Annotated in this window: 17 protein-coding genes and 1 riboswitch; of the genes, 10 read left to right on the top strand and 7 right to left on the bottom strand. The window is 41.3% G+C overall.

The window, feature by feature from the left end:
• Positions 1 to 15: 15 nt before the first annotated feature.
• Positions 16 to 552 carry a ribonuclease H-like YkuK family protein gene (locus OMHG_RS09130; RefSeq protein ID WP_010650279.1) on the bottom strand — a complete coding sequence of 179 codons (537 nt, stop codon included), beginning with the start codon at positions 550 to 552 and terminating at the stop codon, positions 16 to 18.
• A 177-nt stretch (positions 553 to 729) separates the two neighbouring features.
• Between OMHG_RS09130 and OMHG_RS09125 the strand changes: the two genes are divergently transcribed.
• The 3 genes from OMHG_RS09125 to cydC all read left to right on the top strand — a co-directional run bounded on the left by OMHG_RS09125 (position 730) and on the right by cydC (position 4836).
• Positions 730 to 1125: a hypothetical protein gene (locus tag OMHG_RS09125; protein WP_010650278.1), complete on the top strand. Its 396-nt coding sequence runs from the start codon at positions 730 to 732 to the stop codon at positions 1123 to 1125.
• 244 nt (positions 1126 to 1369) lie between these two features.
• Complete coding sequence (gene cydD / locus OMHG_RS09120; RefSeq protein ID WP_010650276.1) at positions 1370 to 3112, top strand: thiol reductant ABC exporter subunit CydD; 1743 nt, start codon at positions 1370 to 1372, stop codon at positions 3110 to 3112.
• The gene (gene cydC, locus OMHG_RS09115) at positions 3109 to 4836 is read left to right on the top strand and encodes a thiol reductant ABC exporter subunit CydC (RefSeq protein WP_010650275.1); all 1728 of its coding nucleotides are present in this window, start codon (positions 3109 to 3111) and stop codon (positions 4834 to 4836) included. The genes cydD and cydC overlap by 4 nt, the downstream gene beginning before the upstream one ends.
• A gap of 110 nt (positions 4837 to 4946) precedes the next feature.
• On the opposite strand, the gene cydS is transcribed toward cydC, so the two are convergent.
• From cydS to OMHG_RS09100, 4 genes are all read right to left on the bottom strand, one after another.
• On the bottom strand, positions 4947 to 5054 hold the full coding sequence (gene cydS / locus OMHG_RS19455) for a cytochrome bd oxidase small subunit CydS family protein (protein WP_419720228.1): 108 nt from the start codon (positions 5052 to 5054) through the stop codon (positions 4947 to 4949).
• Between the two features lie 5 nt (positions 5055 to 5059).
• Complete coding sequence (locus tag OMHG_RS09110; protein ID WP_010650273.1) at positions 5060 to 6085, bottom strand: cytochrome d ubiquinol oxidase subunit II; 1026 nt, start codon at positions 6083 to 6085, stop codon at positions 5060 to 5062.
• A complete protein-coding gene (locus tag OMHG_RS09105; protein ID WP_044476889.1) occupies positions 6082 to 7422 on the bottom strand; it encodes a cytochrome ubiquinol oxidase subunit I in 1341 nt (446 codons plus the stop codon). The genes OMHG_RS09110 and OMHG_RS09105 overlap by 4 nt, the downstream gene beginning before the upstream one ends.
• Before the next feature lie 262 nt (positions 7423 to 7684).
• Positions 7685 to 8455, bottom strand: a complete 771-nt coding sequence (locus OMHG_RS09100) for an NRDE family protein (protein ID WP_010650270.1) — start codon at positions 8453 to 8455, stop codon at positions 7685 to 7687.
• 424 nt (positions 8456 to 8879) lie between these two features.
• Here OMHG_RS09100 and rbsK point away from each other — a divergent pair, with 424 nt between their 5' ends.
• The 6 genes from rbsK to menC all read left to right on the top strand — a co-directional run bounded on the left by rbsK (position 8880) and on the right by menC (position 15125).
• On the top strand, positions 8880 to 9776 hold the full coding sequence (gene rbsK / locus OMHG_RS09095) for a ribokinase (protein ID WP_010650269.1): 897 nt from the start codon (positions 8880 to 8882) through the stop codon (positions 9774 to 9776).
• Positions 9777 to 9875: 99 nt separating this feature from the next.
• Positions 9876 to 10061 (top strand): hypothetical protein, encoded by a 186-nt coding sequence (locus OMHG_RS09090; RefSeq protein WP_010650267.1) that lies wholly within the window; start codon positions 9876 to 9878, stop codon positions 10059 to 10061.
• A 111-nt stretch (positions 10062 to 10172) separates the two neighbouring features.
• On the top strand, positions 10173 to 11375 hold the full coding sequence (gene proB, locus OMHG_RS09085; protein WP_010650266.1) for a glutamate 5-kinase: 1203 nt from the start codon (positions 10173 to 10175) through the stop codon (positions 11373 to 11375).
• The gene (locus OMHG_RS09080) at positions 11368 to 12615 is read left to right on the top strand and encodes a glutamate-5-semialdehyde dehydrogenase (protein WP_010650264.1); all 1248 of its coding nucleotides are present in this window, start codon (positions 11368 to 11370) and stop codon (positions 12613 to 12615) included. The genes proB and OMHG_RS09080 overlap by 8 nt, the downstream gene beginning before the upstream one ends.
• A 130-nt stretch (positions 12616 to 12745) precedes the next feature.
• Positions 12746 to 13888 (top strand): M20 peptidase aminoacylase family protein, encoded by a 1143-nt coding sequence (locus OMHG_RS09075; protein WP_010650263.1) that lies wholly within the window; start codon positions 12746 to 12748, stop codon positions 13886 to 13888.
• A gap of 106 nt (positions 13889 to 13994) precedes the next feature.
• On the top strand, positions 13995 to 15125 hold the full coding sequence (gene menC / locus OMHG_RS09070) for an o-succinylbenzoate synthase (protein WP_187116583.1): 1131 nt from the start codon (positions 13995 to 13997) through the stop codon (positions 15123 to 15125).
• Between the two features lie 81 nt (positions 15126 to 15206).
• On the opposite strand, the gene OMHG_RS09065 is transcribed toward menC, so the two are convergent.
• Both OMHG_RS09065 and OMHG_RS09060 read right to left on the bottom strand, forming a co-directional pair.
• Positions 15207 to 16310, bottom strand: coding sequence for a 5-methyltetrahydropteroyltriglutamate--homocysteine S-methyltransferase (locus OMHG_RS09065; RefSeq protein ID WP_010650261.1), 1104 nt, complete (start codon positions 16308 to 16310; stop codon positions 15207 to 15209).
• 57 nt (positions 16311 to 16367) lie between these two features.
• Positions 16368 to 17471 carry a 5-methyltetrahydropteroyltriglutamate--homocysteine S-methyltransferase gene (locus OMHG_RS09060; RefSeq protein ID WP_010650260.1) on the bottom strand — a complete coding sequence of 368 codons (1104 nt, stop codon included), beginning with the start codon at positions 17469 to 17471 and terminating at the stop codon, positions 16368 to 16370.
• A 168-nt stretch (positions 17472 to 17639) separates the two neighbouring features.
• Positions 17640 to 17746, bottom strand: a riboswitch (SAM riboswitch).
• 229 nt (positions 17747 to 17975) lie between these two features.
• On the opposite strand from OMHG_RS09060, the gene OMHG_RS09055 reads away from it, so the two are divergent.
• The gene (locus OMHG_RS09055) at positions 17976 to 18803 is read left to right on the top strand and encodes an amino acid ABC transporter substrate-binding protein (RefSeq protein WP_010650259.1); all 828 of its coding nucleotides are present in this window, start codon (positions 17976 to 17978) and stop codon (positions 18801 to 18803) included.
• The last annotated feature ends 83 nt before the right edge of the window (positions 18804 to 18886 follow it).

Raw genomic sequence — 18886 nt, 5'->3', positions numbered from 1 at the left:
TTAGAAAGCTATGTATCACTTTGTATAATGATTTGCATATGAACTTGCTACAAACGAATCTGGTTTAATTTTTGGCTCGATTCCTAATGATTCCATCCGCAAAACCATTTCATCCACAAAGATTTTGGTCTTGTTTCTGCTGCCTGAGCCGATGTCGATATGCCCCTCAATGGCAAAGGAAGCCCCCTTATATATATTGGGCAAAATAATATCAATAAGCTCTTCTTTCTTATCCTCTGTGAACATCGAAACGACTTCTTCTGTAAGTGTTGTTTCCAAGGAGATGCGTTCGTGGAGATTAAGCATTTTTCTAGGTATGATTACTTTTCGAATGCAGGCCCAGGCACCTTTCCTCTCACAATGAATTACCAAACCTGTAATAAATCTCGTATGGCCAGGATGTATTTGTGAATCGGTACCAAACATTAACTTATAGCACCCGGTTGGATCCTTCTCCATAAATTGCCTGATATAGTGGAATACTTGGTTAAACGACATGTTCTTTTGACTCAGATTCTGAAACGTGTAATTTAAAACCTTTAAATCAACCATATGTAAACAGACCCTCCTCAGAGAATTTAGGATATCGTTCATTTCCTTTTTATTATATTCATATAGTTATACTATTAATCATCTCAATCAAAGGTTTTTTTATTTACATAAATTAATGTAGCTTTACCTGTAAACATAGTAAAATAGAAGAAGGCTATCAATTTACTGGAGGTACTAATGAAAGAAATTGTAATTACACTGGCAGAAATCGTAAATAATATACACGATATTTTAATAGATATGTTTGGACTAAGCATGTCGGACAAAGAACTGCATTTTTGGTTGATTGGAATAATCGGAATGGGAATGTTTTTTCTGGTTTATTTGTTCTTTAAGCTTCTTGAAAATATGAAATGGAGTACAAGTATTTTCTCTTTTATTTATACATTTACAATCATGATTGTACTGGTGTTCGCCATTGAATTGCAGCAGGCGATTACCAATCGAGGCAATATGGAATTTGCCGATGCGGTGATGGGACTATGGGGCTTTCTCGTTATGTTCTTCGTTTATGCTCTGATTGCGGCAGTTATCTATTTTGTTTTTCATCTCAATAAAAATAGAAAGAAATAACATCATCCAAACAGGCGGGCATAGATTATGCCCGTTTTTATATGCCGTTTGGGGCGAAATGGCTGCAGCATACCATTGATCTTAATCATTTCTTATCTCCCATCAAATAAACCAAAACCATTATTATGTTCTGATAGTTGCCTTAAAGTTAAGACAAGGGGCATAGATTTACTTCCATGATTCAATTCATGTATACTTATGTGAAGGGATTCACTAACCTTGTTAAGAGGAGGTAACGCCACTGATGGGCAGATTAAAGCAAATGGTCTTGGAACAGAAAAGCAAAATGATTTTGCTGATCGTTTTAGCGGCACTATCTGGTTTGGCTATAATTGGGCAGGGTTATTTATTGGTGATGATTGTAGATCGGATTTTTATAAAAGATTATGGATTTTCAGAAGCTATTCCTTTCCTGGTTGGTTTGCTGGTCGCTTTATTAGCCAGGACAGTTCTCACCTTTATGAATGGAAGAATAGGGATTAAAATGTCCTCACATGCAAAAGCGACATTTAGACGATCTCTTTTAAATAGATTTTCGAGTAATCCGATGGAAACATCGGTACAGGGTCAGTCAGGGAAAAAGGTCAGTTTAATAATGGATACGGTGGATGAGGTAGACAGTTATTTCAGCAGTTACATTCCACAGGTTATTCAATCGTCCATTATACCAATAATGGTGCTGGTGATTATTTTTATGGAACACTGGACAACAGGCGTCATTATTTTGATTACAGCCCCTTTTATTCCGGTATTCATGATGGTCATAGGATTTAAAACGAAAGATAAATCGGAAAAACAGCTGGATAGGCTGGCAGCTTTTTCAGGAATATTCCTTGATACATTGCAGGGATTGCCGACACTAAAATTATTCGGTCGTTCAAGGGAGCAGAAGGAGAGGATTCGCCAAAGCAGCATCGACTTTAGAGATGCAACGATGGATGTATTAAAAGTAGCCTTCACTAATTCATTGGCATTGGAGTTCATATCCATGCTGAGTGTTGGTCTAGTGGCACTGGAAGTTGCGGTGCGTATGATTATATTTCAGGATATTACTTTCTATACCGGATTTCTCATGCTGATCCTCGCCCCAGAGTTTTATTCGAAATTAAAGGATTTGGGCAGTGCTTTCCATACGGGGAGGACTAGTATGGGGGCAGTGAAAAAGCTGGAAGAAGAGCTATCCGAAATGAGCCAGACTGTTCAGTGGGGAGAAAATCGTCTCCATGAAAATCCGGCAGATTCAAGAATACCTACATTAGAAATAATACATGCTGGTTTTAGCTATGGGGCGGGGGCATTTACTTTAAAAGACATTCATACGGTGATTCAGCCATATGATCAGGTTGCAATCATTGGGAAAACCGGGTCTGGTAAATCAACCCTGCTTAATATGATAGCTGGCCTTTCCGACCCATTGGAAGGCGAAATAAGGATTAATGGAAAGAATCGCAAAGAGATTCTGGAAAAAGATTGGTTCGATAACATTAGCTATATTTCACAGAATCCATATCTCTTTTCGGGTACCATAGCTGACAATATTGCAATAGGTGCGGCGGAAGAGGCAACAAGAGAAGCAATTATAGATGCTTCCCAAAAGGCTGGGATAGCTGAATTAATCAATTCACTTGAAGATGCTTATGACACACCAATTGGTGAAGCGGGGAGAGGACTTTCCGGTGGTGAAAGACAACGAATTGCCATTGCCAGGTCTTTTCTGAAGCACCCTTCGATTATCCTTTTTGATGAACCAACAACAGGTTTGGATTTGCAGACAGAGCAAATCCTTACAAAAGCGATACAGGAGCTCGGGGAAAGTTCTACAGTGATTACGGTGGCACACAGGCTGCATACCATCAAAAATGCCGATCTTATCCTTTTAATGGACAAGGGAGAATTGATAGCTTCAGGAACCCATGATGAACTATTGAAATCTGATGTTATGTATCGAGATATGATAACTGTTCAGCAGGGAGGGATGGCACAATGAAAGGTCTCGGAACTGTTATCAAGGTGCTGCTCAAGGAGAAAAAGGATATTATCCTTTCGATAATCTGTGGATTTATCGCTGGGATAGCTGCAGTTGGGCTGTTCTCTTCCAGCGGGTATCTTATTTCCAAGGCTGCATTGGCCCCGCCAATATATACCTTAATGGTATTGGTAGCGATTGTTAAACTGCTTGGCATTGTCTCGGCATTAAGCAGATACGGTGAAAGGTACTTTTCACATCGTGGAACCTTTACAATGCTCGGTAATTTGCGTGTCAACTTTTATGAAAGGCTGGAACCGCTGGCACCGGCCATTTTTCAAAGGTACCGCAGCGGGGATTTGCTCGCAAGAATCATAGGGGATGTCGAAACATTGCAAAATTACTTCCTGCGGGTATTTTATCCTCCTATCGTTATCGTTCTTGTGTTTCTGGTCACCATCTTTATGACTGCCTTTTTTTCGATACAGGCAGCCATGATTATATTGCTTGGCTTATTGCTGACGACCTTTATCATTCCTGCATTTTTTGGTTTAAGACAGCAGAAAGTGGATCGGATGGTTCGGGATAGCAGGGGAAAGTTATCTACAGATGTGACAGAGTTTCTATATGGATTCCGCGAATTGAAGATTTATCAGCAGCTATCTAAGAAGGAAGCGGAACTATCGGATTCAGCAAACCATTATATGGACGAACAGGAAAAGGAACGAATCCATAATCTGTTTAGTGAGTCGGTCAATACATTTGCTTCCCTGCTTGTTTCTGTGATCGTACTTGCTGCGGGGTCATATTTGGTGACGATAGGGCAATTGGATGGGATTTTCCTTGCAATGCTTGTGATGATTTCTTTGACCGTATTTGAAAACACAACAGCAATGGCTGTATATCCCAGTCACCTACAGGATAGTCGCCAGGCTGCAGCACGGCTTGCTGCTGTTGTCAGTAAACAGCATCAAGCCGTGCCGTTAGAGACTGGCATGGAAGCCTTGCAAGTGGAAGCTGCACCATCTATCCGAATGAGCGAAGTTAGCTTCTCCTATCCGGGGGGATCACGTGACACAGTTACCAATCTATCTTTCTCACTACCCGCAGGATCAAAGACAGCTATTGTTGGTCCCAGTGGTTCTGGTAAATCTACCATTATGCAGCTGCTTCTGAAATTCTATCCTGCTGAAAGCGGAGATATTTCATTTAGTGGGCAATCAATTGCCGGAGTTTCACAGGAATGCATCTGGCAAAACTCAAACGTTATCCTGCAGTCCAATCATTTTTTCTATGGGACAATAAGAGAAAATCTGGCACTTGCCAAGGAAGGTATACACGATGGAGAAATGGAAGAAGTACTACTAAAAGTGCAGCTGGACCATTTCAATCTAGACTCTCCGGTTCTGGAAAAGGGGGAGAATCTTTCAGGCGGTGAAAAACAACGTCTGGCCATGGCCCGTGTCCTGTTGAAAAAGGCTCCATTATGGCTGCTGGATGAGCCGACATCCTCTATTGATGCTATAACAGAGCGGGAGCTATATAATCAGCTGTTTGAAGCAGCGAAGGATGATACGCTAGTCCTTGTTAGTCATCGTCTGACAGGATTGGAAAGGATGGACCAAATTATTGTAATGGAACGAGGGATGGTTATCGAGACGGGAACATATGAGGAACTGATGCACAAGCGCGGATATTTTTACCGAATGAAGGAAATCGAACAGAGTGTGTTTCGGGGAGAATGACGGGAAAAGAATGCAATCAGACTTTTTACACAAACCCCCATTAGCAGAATGGAAAATAATAATGGCAGTCAAATGGGAGAGGCTTCCCGTTTTGACTGCCATTTTTTATGTTATGAATTATTTCCTGTTCCGTCCTTATCGGCAACCCAAAATGAAAGTGCTATGGCCCCGATAAGTATCAGAATGGGAGCAACAAAGATTAGAAAATCGTTAAGCAAGCGGATCACTCCTTTTTAGTTGTCTTTCCTTGCACATAGTTCTTGTCAAACAGGAACAGCTTAAGCAGCAAGTATAAGGAAGGAATCAAAAGAGCCATCCCCAGAATAAATACGAATACAAGTGATATTGCCATAGCCATATTCGTAAATCCATCATATATATTCAACTGTGTATACAGTAAATAAGGATAATGGGAAATACCGTAAGCGAAAAATGCTAACGCAAATTGGCCTGCAAGCAATCCAAATGCAAGTCCATAATTCTTGCGCTTCAAAAGAAGCCAGACTGTTCCAGCCCATAATAGAAATGACAATCCGAACATCCACCAGAGATCGAGCATACGTGAAAAATGTTCTTCGTTATGGAATCTTAACTCAAAGATTATGCCGCTTGCAGCGATAATTAGCGGGAAGGACCACCCAATTGCATACTGACGCATTAAATCAGTGGCAGCCGAATCGCCGGTTTTAAACGCATACCATGTCAGGAAAACCGCAGAGATATATAGGACTGCCGCAATGCTAAGAACAACTATTGCCCATGTTAACGGACTAGTAAATAGTGCCGTATAATCCAGTACGGGATGGCCATTTACGATAGAAACAAAGCCGCCCTCTGAAATAGTCAGCACAATCGATAATGATGCAGGAATTAAAATACCTGATGCACCATACATGAAGGCATATCCTTTATGTCCCCTGGCACCATAGGATTCAAACGCATAGTAGGAGCCCCTGACTGCAAGCAATACGAGTGCAAGACTTCCCGGAACAAGCAGTATTGTGCCAAAGTAATAGGCCGTCTGTGGAAAGAATCCAACAATACCAACGAAAAAGAATACAAAAAATACATTGGTTACTTCCCACACCGGGGAGAGGTAACGCTGAATGATTTTGGATAATATATGCTGCTTTCCCCGGATGATACTATAGGCATTAAAGAATCCTGCACCATAATCAATGGAACCGACAATTACATAGCCAAACAGGAACAACCAAAGTACTGAAATACCAAGAATCTCTATACTCATGACGGTTCACCACCTTGCAGTTTTTCGAGATCCTTCTCCAGAGGGAAATTTTTAAATATTTTGCGAAGGACTACCACTGTACCAATGCCCAACACGAGGTATAGCCCAGCGAAAAGGATAAACATTAATCCAACATAATCGCTTGTAGTGGCAGCTTCATCAATTGTCATAATACCTCTCAAAATCCAAGGCTGGCGTCCAACTTCAGCCATCCACCATCCAGCTTCTATGGCCAGGAAGGAAAGAGGGCCGCCAAGAACGATAAGCCACCGGTACCAATTCGCTGTAATGAACGGCCATTTTCGCTTGATGCCTATCCAATAGACAAGCGATAAGAAAATCATAAACATGCCAATGGTCACCATCGTGTCAAAGAAATAATGAACTACGAGCGGCGGCTGTTCCTCCTCAGGGAATTCGTTAAGACCGGTAACCTCTGAGAAAGGATACCCATGTGCAAGAATACTTAACGCAAATGGAACCCGTATGGCATAGTTGACCTCCTGATTTTCATCAAGCACACCATACATCAGCAATGGTGCTCCCTCTTCCGTTTCAAAATGCCATTCAGCTGCGGCAAGCTTTTCAGGCTGATATGCTGCTAAGTATTTACCGGAAAGGTCACCAATAAGAGCGGTGGCAATGGAGAATACGAATCCGATTTTCATCGTCATGAACAGCGCTTTTTTATGGTATTCATGGTTGTAGCCTCTAATCAATTTAAAGGCTGCAATTGCTGCAAGCATAAAGGCAATTGTCATATAGGCTGTTGACAGCACATGCGAAACCTTGGTTGGCATGGATGCTGTGAACATCGCTGCAATCGGGTTAGCATTTGTAAGCTGTCCGTTAACAATATCGAATCCAGCTGGTGAATTCATGAAAGAATTTACAACGGTGATAAAGTAAGCGGACATCCCCGCGCCGATAGCGACGGGAATTAATAATAGCAGATGTTTTTTTGGGTTATCGAATCGATCCCATGTGTAAAGATAGATTCCAAGGAAAATCGCTTCAAAGAAAAAAGCGAATACTTCCATAAATAAGGGCAATGCAATGATATTACCGGCCAGCTCCATAAAGCTTGGCCATAATAAAGACAGCTGTAATCCAATGGCCGTACCGGTCACGACACCAACCGCCACGGTCACGACGAAGCCTTTTGCCCATCGCCTCGCCATCAAAATATAATGAATATCGTCCTTTTTGATGCCAATCCACTGGGCAATCATAATCATCAGTGGAACCCCTACCCCAATTGTGGCGTAGATAATATGAAAAGATAGGGTCAGAAGGGTCAATAAACGGCTGGCATATACCGGATCATCAAACAACATTGCAATTCCTCCTTGCTGCTGCCAAGTGTACGACTGAGCATAATGCATGATGGATAGCAGGATAATATTTCTGCCTGAATAGCTGATAGAAAAGTCCATTCTGAATCTATTCCATAACTTCATACATTAGCCCCATATATTACATTGTATCCTTATATGGTACTATCATGTAATCTGCAGGTATTTACCCAGATACCAATAAAAAATGAATTTATCTCAAAACAGTCTCCCCTAGAATTAAATTACCCCAAGGGCAGGAGAGTTAATCTTTAATTAATGGAAAAGTAAAGTGTCGATCCCTATCAAAAATTCCTTTATCCCAGGTTCTTTCCACGAAAGTAACCTGATCGTTTTTGTCAATTAGCAAAATGGTGGAAGTACGAGTGCCATAATCAGGCGTTTGAATAAATAGTGGAGAGAGTTTCCTTTCGAGGTCTAATGTAATGCCGGTTTGTGGCAAATCATTATCACCTGCTTCTTCAGCATCGGCCACAATTTCAAATAATTTCTCAATCTCGACCGTATCATGGCTATTGCTATATTCTCTTAACATGGTTCTCCCTTTTACAACCTTTGGCCATGGTGTGTTCAGGAAATGATTACTCAAGGCATGCGTTCCATTAGGAATCAAGTCAAATTTATCCTCCATATTATTGTAGTAAAAAAGCGCCTCGGAATTCCCGACTATAAGGTTGAAACCTGAATAATCACCTCGTTTTGCACGTAAAGCATTGAGGTATGCCTCGGGAGATTGATTACTGATCAAGTAGTTGGTTATAATCTCACCGCGTGAATATTTACCGGGTTCTTCCAGATCTGGATTCCTATAATTGGTGAGAGCTGCAATGCGTCCAGTTTTTGTAATTCCAAGCCAAGTCCCCATCTGCAGTAGATCACGGCCTGCCAGAATTTCAGGAGAGTCATTCCAGAACGCTGCCGCTGCTGTAGGCCGGTTATAAAACTCATCCCTATTTGCTGCAATGATTAATTTATATTTTGGGTGGTCATTCAATTGAAAATTTATTAGACACATAATGAAATAGCTCCTCTCATTAAGAACTTTCCGAAATAAGGGTACTGAAATGCGACTGTCCGCATCGAATATTCGTTGCCGCAAACGTGATACTTTTAAGAAACGGCTTTTCCCTATTATAAAGATTATTGGAGGGGATTATCAAAGATGTGGATTGCTGGTAAAAAATACAGCTAGTACCATTCATAAATTCATGCTATACTTAGCAGGCGATGAGCTGAATTGTGTAAGACGAAAGGATAAGGCAATACGTGTGCATGTGAACCACACGATCCTGCGCCACAATTATATAACGCATACGAAGAGACTGACTTATTTTAAGCAGTCTCTTTTTTACATAAAAATTTTTGTCGAGTATTCCACTAGCTGTGCAGTTTGTTAATATAAATAGCAGGTAGAAAATACATATAAAGGGGAATAGCCGATGTCTGAGCAGAAAAAGGTGTGTGTTGTAGGCAGTATCAATATGGATTTAACAATAAAGACCGGGAAAATGCCGGAACAGGGTGAAACAGTGCTGGGAGACAGTTTTGCCACCTATCCTGGAGGGAAAGGGGCAAATCAGGCTGTTGCTGCTGCAAGGGCGGGTGCACTGGTTAACATGATTGGAGCTGTAGGAGAAGACACTTTTGGTAAGGAGCTGCTATCGCATCTGAAGAATGAAGGAATCATCACAGACGGTGTCCTACTCAATGCCGAAAAACCTACTGGAATTGCCTCGATTATTCTATCCGAAAATGATAATCGGATTATTGTTGCTCCTGGTGCCAATAGCGTTGTTACCCCAGATTGGATTGATCAGCATAAACAAATAATTCAACAAAGTGATGTAGTCTTGATGCAGCTTGAAATCCCGATGGAGTCGGTGATGCATACCATCAAAATTGCAAATGAGCATTCCGTCCCGGTTGTGTTGAACCCAGCCCCATTTCAATCAATAAGCAGTGAAATTATAGATGGAGTTTCCTACCTAACACCTAATGACCTGGAAGCATCGTCATTACAAAAAGATACAGATAGACAGCAGATAATAGAAAAGCTCATTGTTACGAAGGGTGAAATGGGGGTACGTTTTTATCATGAGGGGAAAGCGTGCTCTCTGCCTGGATATAAGGTGGAAGTAGTTGATACGACCGGTGCAGGAGATACATTCAATGGAATACTTGCAGCACAGCTTGCAGACGGAAAGAATTTACAGGAATCCGTGATGTTTGCAAACGCAGGTGCAGCATTATCCGTTACAGGTGTCGGTGCACAAGGTGCCATGCCACGTATTGATGCGATTGAAAAGCTTATTAGCGAAAAGCAAACAAAAAATTGAGAAAAATCAATTGATTCATCTTGACATCAAGCGGATTTGTATCCATAATAATAGCAACAATAGCGAACGTTGATGAAGAATTAGTATGCAGGAAATGTTATGAAAGAGAGCGGAATCTACCAGCTGAAAGATACCGTCATATACAGCCTGCAGAACCTGTCTTCAGAGTCCCATGCCAATACATGGGCGCACCTCCGGCGTTATGGATTAAGCGGAATGTTCAAGCATTCAAGTAATGGTGGTACCGCGGAAGCAAAGCCCTTTCGTCCTTATAATATAGGATGATTGGGCTTTTTTGTTAATTTTTCTCAGATATAGGCGGAAGTCTAACTGGAGCCGGCATTCACTGTCTTCAACTTGATGGTCAATACCATGATAAAAAAAGGAGTATGAAGGATGGACAAAAAACGGATCGTAGTCAAGATTGGCAGTAGTTCTTTAACGAATGATAAAGGCGAAATCGATGAGCGAAAGCTGGCTGATCATGTTGGGGCACTTGCTGCGCTTCGTCATGCAAATCATGAAGTGATCATGGTGTCTTCGGGTGCAGTGGCAGCTGGATTTGCTAAACTTGGCTATTCTTCAAGACCAGTAACGCTTAAAGGAAAACAGGCGGCAGCTGCTGTCGGACAGAGCTTACTAATCGGGAAATACATGGATAATTTTGGGGAATACAACATTACATCAGCGCAATTGCTGTTGACGAGGGGAGATTTCTCCAATCGTAATCGTTTCAAGAATGCTTATGCCACCATGATAGAGCTATTGGAAAGGGGAATAGTACCAATCATCAATGAAAATGATACAGTGTCTGTAGAAGAACTGACATTTGGAGACAATGATATGCTCTCTGCGCTTGTCAGTGGTTTCATACACGCAGACCAGCTGATAATTCTGACTGACATTAATGGTATATACAGTGGTGACCCACGAACAGATCGGGCAGCGGAAAAGTTCGACCATCTTGAAGGAATAACAGATGAGCTGATAGCTGCTGCAGATACAAGCGGTTCCAAGGTCGGAACAGGCGGGATGAAATCGAAGCTGATGGCTGCCAGGACTGCAATTTCACTTGGTGTACCTGTATTTATTGGAATTGGAGATGGGAATGGAAAACTGCTCGAAATTCTAAACGGGAGAGGAAACGGAACATATATATCAAGTATACCTAATACTACTATTAATACTAGAAGACAATGGATAGCGTTCCACTCTGAATCGATGGGGAAAATATACGTCGATAAGGGAGCGGAAGAGGCGATATTATATCAAGGGGGGAGCCTGCTTTCTCCAGGTGTTTCTAACGTAATCGGAACTTTCCAAACAGGGGATGTGGTTGAGGTATATGGATCACATCGACTGCTGGGTAAAGGGCAGGTGAGCTGCTCTTCAGAAGAACTGACAGCTTTAGTTAACAGTAGGATGGGAAATGAAAAGGTTATTCTTTTACCTTCAATAGACATAGCTTCACCGGGTTCTTCAGCATCTCCAGATTCAGCATCGCCAAATTCACCATCGCCAAATTCACCAACGATAGAAGTCATTCATCGTCATGGCTGGGCCCGGGCTATACAAAAAGGGGGAGATTTAAGTGAGTGAGGTCATGCAAAAAGGCAAGTTGGCCAAAAAGGCAGGCTATTTGATGACAGGATTAACAACTGAAGACAAAAATGCTGCTCTGGTTCTGATTGCGCAACAATTAATCATCGATTGCAAACATATTTTAGAAGAGAATAAACATGATATTGTTGACGGTAAAAATAAGGGGCTTTCAGAATCTGTACTCGACCGGATTATGCTGGATGAAGCCAGAATTAAAGGAATAACAGAAGCAATCAGGCAGGTGGTTGAACTGGAAGATCCTATTGGGGAAGTTCTGGAGCGGATTGAAAAGGATAATGGACTTTATATCCAGAAAAAAAGGGTGCCAATCGGTGTAATAGGCATAATATATGAAGCAAGACCAAATGTAACAATCGATGCAGCAGCGCTTACCCTGAAAACAGGGAATGCGGTTATTTTACGAGGAAGTACGTCAGCAAGAAACTCGAATAACGCACTTGTGGACTCCATTCGCCGTGCGCTGAAAAAGAGCAAAGTGCCGGTGGATGCAGTTCAATTAATAGAAGATACAAGCAGGGAAACAGCAAAGGAATTATTCCGATTAAATGATTATTTGGATGTGCTGATTCCAAGAGGCGGCAAACATTTAATCGATACAGTAGTAAAGGAAGCATCTGTCCCTGTAATCGAAACGGGTGCAGGAAATTGTCATATTTTTATTGATGAAACAGCACAGGCTGAAATGGTCTCACAGATTGTATTAAATGCAAAGCTGCAGCGTCCGTCAGTTTGCAATGCGCTTGAATCCATTCTGATTCATTCAAATTGGTTTGCACTTAATGGAGCAGCGTTTTTGAAAAAGCTTGAAGGAAATGGTGTGGAAATCTATGCAGATCAGCGAGTCAGACAGGTGTTCCCACAGGCAAAAATGGCAAAAGAAGAGGACTGGTATACAGAATACCTTGATTTAACTGTAAGTGTTAAAATCGTTGATGATGTAGGAGAAGCGATTCAGCATATCAATAAATACGGCACGAGGCATTCGGAATCCATAATTACCGAAGAAGAAAACCATGCTGAAATGTTTTTACGGAATGTTGATGCAGCGGCCGTTTACCATAATGCATCTACCAGATTTACGGATGGATTCGAGTTTGGCTATGGTGCCGAAATTGGGATCAGTACGCAAAAGCTGCATGCAAGAGGACCAATGGGACTGAAGGCATTAACATCCAGCAAATTCTTTATTAAGGGAAATGGACAAATCCGTAACTAGCAGCAAATATCGATGACTACAGAAATCTGGAAGGATATGGACTGGATCAAGGAAGATAGAAGATATCACATTTGATAAAATTCGACAAAAACCGGGAAGTGACAGGCACCCTAGGAAAGGAGTCTAGATGATGGAGATAAATTGGGAGAGGTTAAATCCGATATTGAAAAATGTGTTCGATCATTTACATGCGAATCCGGAAATAAGCTGGGAAGAAAAACAGACAACAGCTTTTATAAAAAAATTGTTCAAAGACAAGAATTGCCGCATTCGCACATTTGAGGACTCAACTGGATTAATCATAGATGTTGGAAGCGGAAAGCCAGTGATTGCCTTAAGAGCGGACATAGATGCATTGTGGCAGGAAGTGGATGGCAAGTTTCAGGCAAATCATTCTTGCGGTCATGATGCCCATATGACAGTTGTGATTGGTGTATTGCTGTCGGTTCTGGAAGCAGGTGGGCCGAATAATGGTACATTCCGGTTTATATTTCAACCTGCAGAGGAGAAGGGGACAGGTGCATTAGCTTTTGTGGAAAAAGGTGTCGTAAACGATGTGGAATATCTGTATGGGTTACATCTGCGGCCCAAGGAGGAATTGGAAAATGGACAGTTTGCGCCTGCCATTGAGCATGGGGCTGCAAAAATCATGATGGGCAATATTAAGGGAGAAGATGCACATGGAGCTAGACCGCATCTTAATGTAAATGCGATTCAAATTGGTACTGAGTTTTTTCAGGCTTTAAATAGCATTCAGATGGATCCGATGCTTTCCCAATCCGTTAAGATGACAAGCTTCCATGCTGGAGGAAAGAGTTTCAATATTATACCCGGGAATGCCAGCTTTTCAATCGATGTAAGAGCACAGACGAATGAACTGATGGAGGAAATGACTGAAAAGATAACCCATATTGCGGATTCGCTTGCCAGCTTGCATGATGTGGATATTGCTCTCGAGGAAGAAACCAATATAGCTGCTGCAGTACTTGATAAGGAAGCAATATCTTTCATGCAGCAATCGATCATAGAATGTGTAGGTGAAGAAAAACTTACACCAGTAATCAGTACAACAGGTGGAGATGATTTTCATTTTTATACCATTAAACGGCCTTCCATTAAGTCAACGATGCTTGCTGTCGGCTGTGATCTTGTTCCAGGACTGCATCATCCGGACATGAAGTTTAATTATGCTATGATACCGAAATCTGTTGAAATTATAGTAGATGTTTTATTTAGAACATTAGAATCCTCCCAGATAAAGAGGTCTTCTTAAACGGAGATGGAAGCAAAGCAGATATCCTTCACCATATAATCACCACTAAATTGAGTTGTTTCCACTATGGTAAGATTATAATAGAAATTATACGTATTACATCTTAATGAAGGAGCTGCACATTTTGTTGCCAATCAAACAAATCAGACTGCATAAGTTAACAATGCGACTTAAAGAACCATTCATGACTAGTTTTGGAACGGTTCAGGACAAAGATTTCTTTATTACCGAAGCAATAGATGATAAGGGTAACCATGGTTTTGGAGAGTCTGTTGCATTTTCAAGTCCCTGGTACACGGAAGAGACTGTACAGACTAGTCTCCATGTGATGGAGGATTTTTTAATTCCGATTTTAATGGAGAATGAAATAAGTCATCCTGATCAAGTGTCCGAACTGTTTTATCCAGTTAAACGGAATAATATGGCTAAAGCGGCAGTGGAAGGCGCGATTTGGGATTTATATGCAAAAAATAACCAGATTTCTCTCTCGCAGGCCCTTGGCGGAACAAAAAAAGAAATCGATGTAGGAATCAGCATTGGCATTCAGCCAACGGTGAAAGATTTGATTCAAAAAATCGAGCGTTTTCTCGAGGAAGGTTATAAGCGGATAAAGTTAAAAATTAAGCCTGGATTGGATATGGAAGTGTTACGGGAAGTCCGTAAGCAGTTTCCGTTCACGCCAATCATGGCGGATGCAAATTCAGCATATACGCTTAAGGATATTGACCATCTGCAGGAACTGGATGATCTGGATCTGTTGATGATTGAACAGCCGCTGGCCCATGATGATATCGTTGATCATGCAACGCTTCAATCCGCTTTAAAGACACCCATTTGTCTTGATGAAAGCATAAACTCTATGGAAGATGCTAGAAAAGCCATTGAACTGGGCAGCTGCCGCATTATTAATATCAAAATTGGCCGGGTAGGCGGACTTACTGAAGCGAAAAAAATTCATGATTTGTGCCAGAGACATGGGATACAAGTGTGGTGCGGCGGAATGCTTGAAGCAGGTGTGGGCAGGGCACATAATATTGCCTTAACTACTCTGCCGCAATTTGTTCTGCCTGGGGATACAGCAGGATCTTCAAGATATTGGGAAAAAGATATAATCAAACCTGAAGTGCGAGTCGAAGATGGAATTATCCATGTGTCAAAAGGACCTGGAATAGGCTATGACATCGATGAGCAAGTAATGAAAGATTTTACTGAGTGGACGAGAGTCTATGATTTTTAATTGATTTTCCTTTTGATTTATAAAAATAAGGAACAGCATCCATATGGAAATGCTGTTCCTTTGATTTGTTAACTTTTATGATTATCCCCAGATTTCTTTGGATAAATCTACTATATATTTTAATTTTGCCCATTGCTCATCTTCGGTTAGTTCATTGCCATGATGCGTCGAAGCGAATCCGCATTGCGGGCTGAGACAGAGTTGCTCCAACGGCACGAATTCAGAAGCAGCTTTGATGCGTTCTTTGATTTCTTCCTTATCCTCAAGCTTTCCGAATTTAGAAGTGACAGCACCAATGACGACTCTTGCTCCGCCTTCCGGAACATATTTAAGTGGTTCAAAGCTTCCGGAGCGCTCGTCATCATACTCCAGGAAAAATCCATCCACTTTTTCTTTGGCAAATAAAGTAGGGGCGATTTCAGCATAGCTTCCAGTAAATGCCCATGTAGAACGGTAATTTCCCCGGCATAAATGTGTTGTTACATACAAGTCGTCCGGTTTGTTTTCCAGAGCACCATTTACAACCCGCAATGCCAAATCAATTAACTGCTCCCTTGAATATCCCCCTTCTGTCAATTGGAAATCGGGAGAGGAAAGCCCGGCAATATAGACATCATCCAGCTGCAAATAGCGAACTCCTGCATCATAGAATGCCTTTATTGCGTCCTGGTATGTTTTAATGATGTCATTGGCATATTCATCAATGTCAGGATAGATATCCGGATTGCGGATTCCTGCTTCAAACAATTGGTTTGGACTCGGTATGGTCTGTTTGGCAATAGCTCGATCACCAACGATTTCTTTAAAATCTATGAAATCTTTAATGAAAAAATGATCCGGATCAAATGAAATCTTACCTATATTTCGGATGTGATGTTTGTCTGTCTCAATACCTTCGAAGATATAGCCTTTTTCCTTTTCATAGCCTTCAATACCATTTAAGTTCTCGAGAAAATCAAGATGCCACCAGCTGCGGCGGAATTCCCCGTCTGTAACGGTTTGCAGACCAGCTTCTATCTGCTTATCCACAATCCGTTTGATCTCCTTCGTTTCAATTTCCCGTAAAGCTTCCCCGGATATTTTTCCGGCCTCGAAATCTTTTCGGGCAGCATGCAGATTGTCTGGCCTCAAGAAGCTGCCCACATGGTCTGCTCTGAATGGAACTTTGACTAACGTTTTTGTCATTTTATTTCCCCTTTTCTATTATAAAATGGTATAACGCAAAGGTAGTTGAGGAAAAGCTCATCCCCAAAGTTCTTTTGAAACTTCAACAACAAATCTTAATTTCTCCCATTGCTGCTCTTCAGAGAGTTTATTACCATGGTGTGTGGAAGAGAATCCGCATTGTGGACTCAAACACAATTGATCGAATGGAATATATTTTGCTGCTTCCTTCACACGTGCTTTAATAGCTTCTTTATCTTCCAGTTCTCCGAATTTAGAAGTGATGGCTCCAATGATTACCTGTGCCCCACCGTTTGGAATGTATTTTAATGGCTCGAAGCTTCCGGAACGTTCGTCATCATATTCCAGGAAGAATCCATCCACTTTTTCCTTAGCAAAAAGAGTAGGTGCGATTTTTGCATAGCTGCCTTCAAATGCCCATGTGGATTGATAGTTACCACGGCATAGATGGGTTGTTACGATTAAATCCTCGGGTTTATCCTCAAGGACCCCATTCACAACGCGCAAGGCTAGATCGATCAATTCCTGTCTTGAATAATTCTCATCGATTGCTGGTATGTTATCTGCAGAGAGCCTGGCAATATAGACATCATCCAGCTGTAAGTAACGGACACCAGCAGCATAAAATGCTTTTAATGCATCACGGTATGTTTGGATAACATCATTCGCGTATTCTTCAATGTCAGGATAAATCTCGGTATTCCTTATTCCCGCGATAAATAGCTGATTTGGACTTGGGATAGTCTGTTTCGGAACGGCACGGTCAGCTACAATTTCTTTCAATTCTATAAAGTCTTTCAAAAATGGATGATCTTCATTGAAAGAAATTTTCCCGGTATTACGGACACTGTATTTCTCTGTTTCCACCCCATGGAAGTTCTGCCCTTTATCTGGCTGATATCCTTCCACTCCATTTAAATTTTCAATGAAATCATAATGCCACCACATCCGTCTGAATTCTCCATCTGTAACAGCCTGTAACCCCACTTCAATCTGTTTGTCTACAATACGCTTAATTTCCTTTGTTTCCACTTCTCTTAATTGCTCAGCAGTAATATTTCCAGATTTAAATTCATTTCTTGCCTTATGTATGGCCTCCGGTCGCAGCAGGCTTCCTACATGATCTGCTTTAAATGGTGCTTTTACCAATGTTTTTGTCATTTTCCTCACCTCATTATAAGTTTGATTGTTTCCTAAACCTTTTCGTGGTTTTCAGCACTTAGAAGATACAAACAATAATCCCTTAAGAAAAGAGCCTATGCCTTCAAAATACCAAAAAACCCTCTTCTTATCGATAAGAAGAGGGTTAGACGCCATGACTAAATTCCCTTCTTATCTTCAAGCGATCAATCTGCTTCTGGAATTGGCACAGTACTTTGTACAAGTCTGTTGCCGAGGCTTCGAAGGGCCAGTCCCTCCACCTCTCTGGATAAGAAATTTACGTATTTAGTTGTTGTTAATAGACAGATTACAGGGTAGAACTAAATCTGTCAAGCCGAATTCAGTAAATTTTTAAATTTTTACAATCTTTTATTGAATGTACTGGTTTATGCAAGTGGTGTAAGACTTAACGAATAGGGAATATTAAGCTTGAATCAAATATATTTACAGTTCTAAGTCTGTGGATTATACTATCATTCTGATAAAAATACTGGGGGTTAAGAAATGAAGAAAATAATTGGATGGCTGGCAGTGCTTGGCCTGGTTTTCATTTTGGCTGCATGTGGGTCATCAGATGAAAATAATGGAAATGCGGATAATAACAAAAAGGAATCAGGGTCAGCAAGCCTTTATGACGATGTAATGGAAAGCGGTGTACTTACAGTAGGTACAGAAGGGACCTATGCCCCGTATACCTTCCATGATGAACAAGGAAACCTTACTGGCTATGACGTTGAGATAATTAAAGAAGTGGCAAGTCGGATGGATCTGGAAGTAGAGTTTCAGGAAACACAATGGGACTCCATATTCGCTGGACTGAATTCAGAGCGCTTCGACTTGATTGCCAACCAGGTTGGTATAAATGAAGATAGGAAAGCAAACTATGACTTCTCCACCCCATATACGTACTCTTCAGCAGTTGTGGTAGTTCCAGAAGAAAATCAGGATATTACTTCTTTTGAAGACTTGGAAGGGAAGAGTTCAGCTCAATCGTTGACAAGCAACTATGGCGCTATTGCTGAAGAATATGATGCAGAACTGGTAGGTGTTGAAGGTCTTGCACAGGCAATCGAATTAATCAAGCAGGGCCGTGCCGATGTGACTGTAAATGATAAACTTGCTGTACTGGATTATATTAATCAGCAAGGAAGTGAAAGCATTAAAATAGTGGACGAGTCAGAAGAAGTTTCAGAAATGGCGTTTGTATTGAATAAAGGAAATAGTGAGCTGGTAGAAGCCATTAATGAGCAACTGGACGCTATGCGTGAAGATGGTACGCTTGCTTCCATTTCCGAGGATTGGTTTGGTGAAGATGTTTCTGTTAAACAATAATCTGTTATTTACAATTACGGCAGATATGGGGGGATGGGAGCTATTCATAAGCTCCCTTTGGCCAATGCTATCGGGAGCAATAC

This window comes from Oceanobacillus massiliensis str. N'diop, assembly GCF_000285495.1.
Taxonomy (GTDB): domain Bacteria; phylum Bacillota; class Bacilli; order Bacillales; family Amphibacillaceae; genus Oceanobacillus; species Oceanobacillus massiliensis.
The sequence above is the reverse complement of the archived record's forward strand: the minus strand, read 5'-3'. Positions and strand labels throughout refer to the sequence as shown.

Excerpts from the sequence above, each read along its gene's own strand:
- OMHG_RS09130 (WP_010650279.1), bottom strand. The coding sequence starts at position 552 with ATGGTTGATTTAAAGGTTTTAAATTACACGTTTCAGAATCTGAGTCAA.
- OMHG_RS09125 (WP_010650278.1), top strand. The coding sequence starts at position 730 with ATGAAAGAAATTGTAATTACACTGGCAGAAATCGTAAATAATATACAC.
- cydD (WP_010650276.1), top strand. The coding sequence starts at position 1,370 with ATGGGCAGATTAAAGCAAATGGTCTTGGAACAGAAAAGCAAAATGATT.
- cydC (WP_010650275.1), top strand. The coding sequence starts at position 3,109 with ATGAAAGGTCTCGGAACTGTTATCAAGGTGCTGCTCAAGGAGAAAAAG.
- OMHG_RS09110 (WP_010650273.1), bottom strand. The coding sequence starts at position 6,085 with ATGAGTATAGAGATTCTTGGTATTTCAGTACTTTGGTTGTTCCTGTTT.
- OMHG_RS09105 (WP_044476889.1), bottom strand. The coding sequence starts at position 7,422 with ATGTTGTTTGATGATCCGGTATATGCCAGCCGTTTATTGACCCTTCTG.
- OMHG_RS09100 (WP_010650270.1), bottom strand. The coding sequence starts at position 8,455 with ATGTGTCTAATAAATTTTCAATTGAATGACCACCCAAAATATAAATTA.
- rbsK (WP_010650269.1), top strand. The coding sequence starts at position 8,880 with ATGTCTGAGCAGAAAAAGGTGTGTGTTGTAGGCAGTATCAATATGGAT.
- OMHG_RS09090 (WP_010650267.1), top strand. The coding sequence starts at position 9,876 with ATGAAAGAGAGCGGAATCTACCAGCTGAAAGATACCGTCATATACAGC.
- proB (WP_010650266.1), top strand. The coding sequence starts at position 10,173 with ATGGACAAAAAACGGATCGTAGTCAAGATTGGCAGTAGTTCTTTAACG.
- OMHG_RS09075 (WP_010650263.1), top strand. The coding sequence starts at position 12,746 with ATGGAGATAAATTGGGAGAGGTTAAATCCGATATTGAAAAATGTGTTC.
- menC (WP_187116583.1), top strand. The coding sequence starts at position 13,995 with ATGAAGGAGCTGCACATTTTGTTGCCAATCAAACAAATCAGACTGCAT.
- OMHG_RS09065 (WP_010650261.1), bottom strand. The coding sequence starts at position 16,310 with ATGACAAAAACGTTAGTCAAAGTTCCATTCAGAGCAGACCATGTGGGC.
- OMHG_RS09060 (WP_010650260.1), bottom strand. The coding sequence starts at position 17,471 with ATGACAAAAACATTGGTAAAAGCACCATTTAAAGCAGATCATGTAGGA.
- OMHG_RS09055 (WP_010650259.1), top strand. The coding sequence starts at position 17,976 with ATGAAGAAAATAATTGGATGGCTGGCAGTGCTTGGCCTGGTTTTCATT.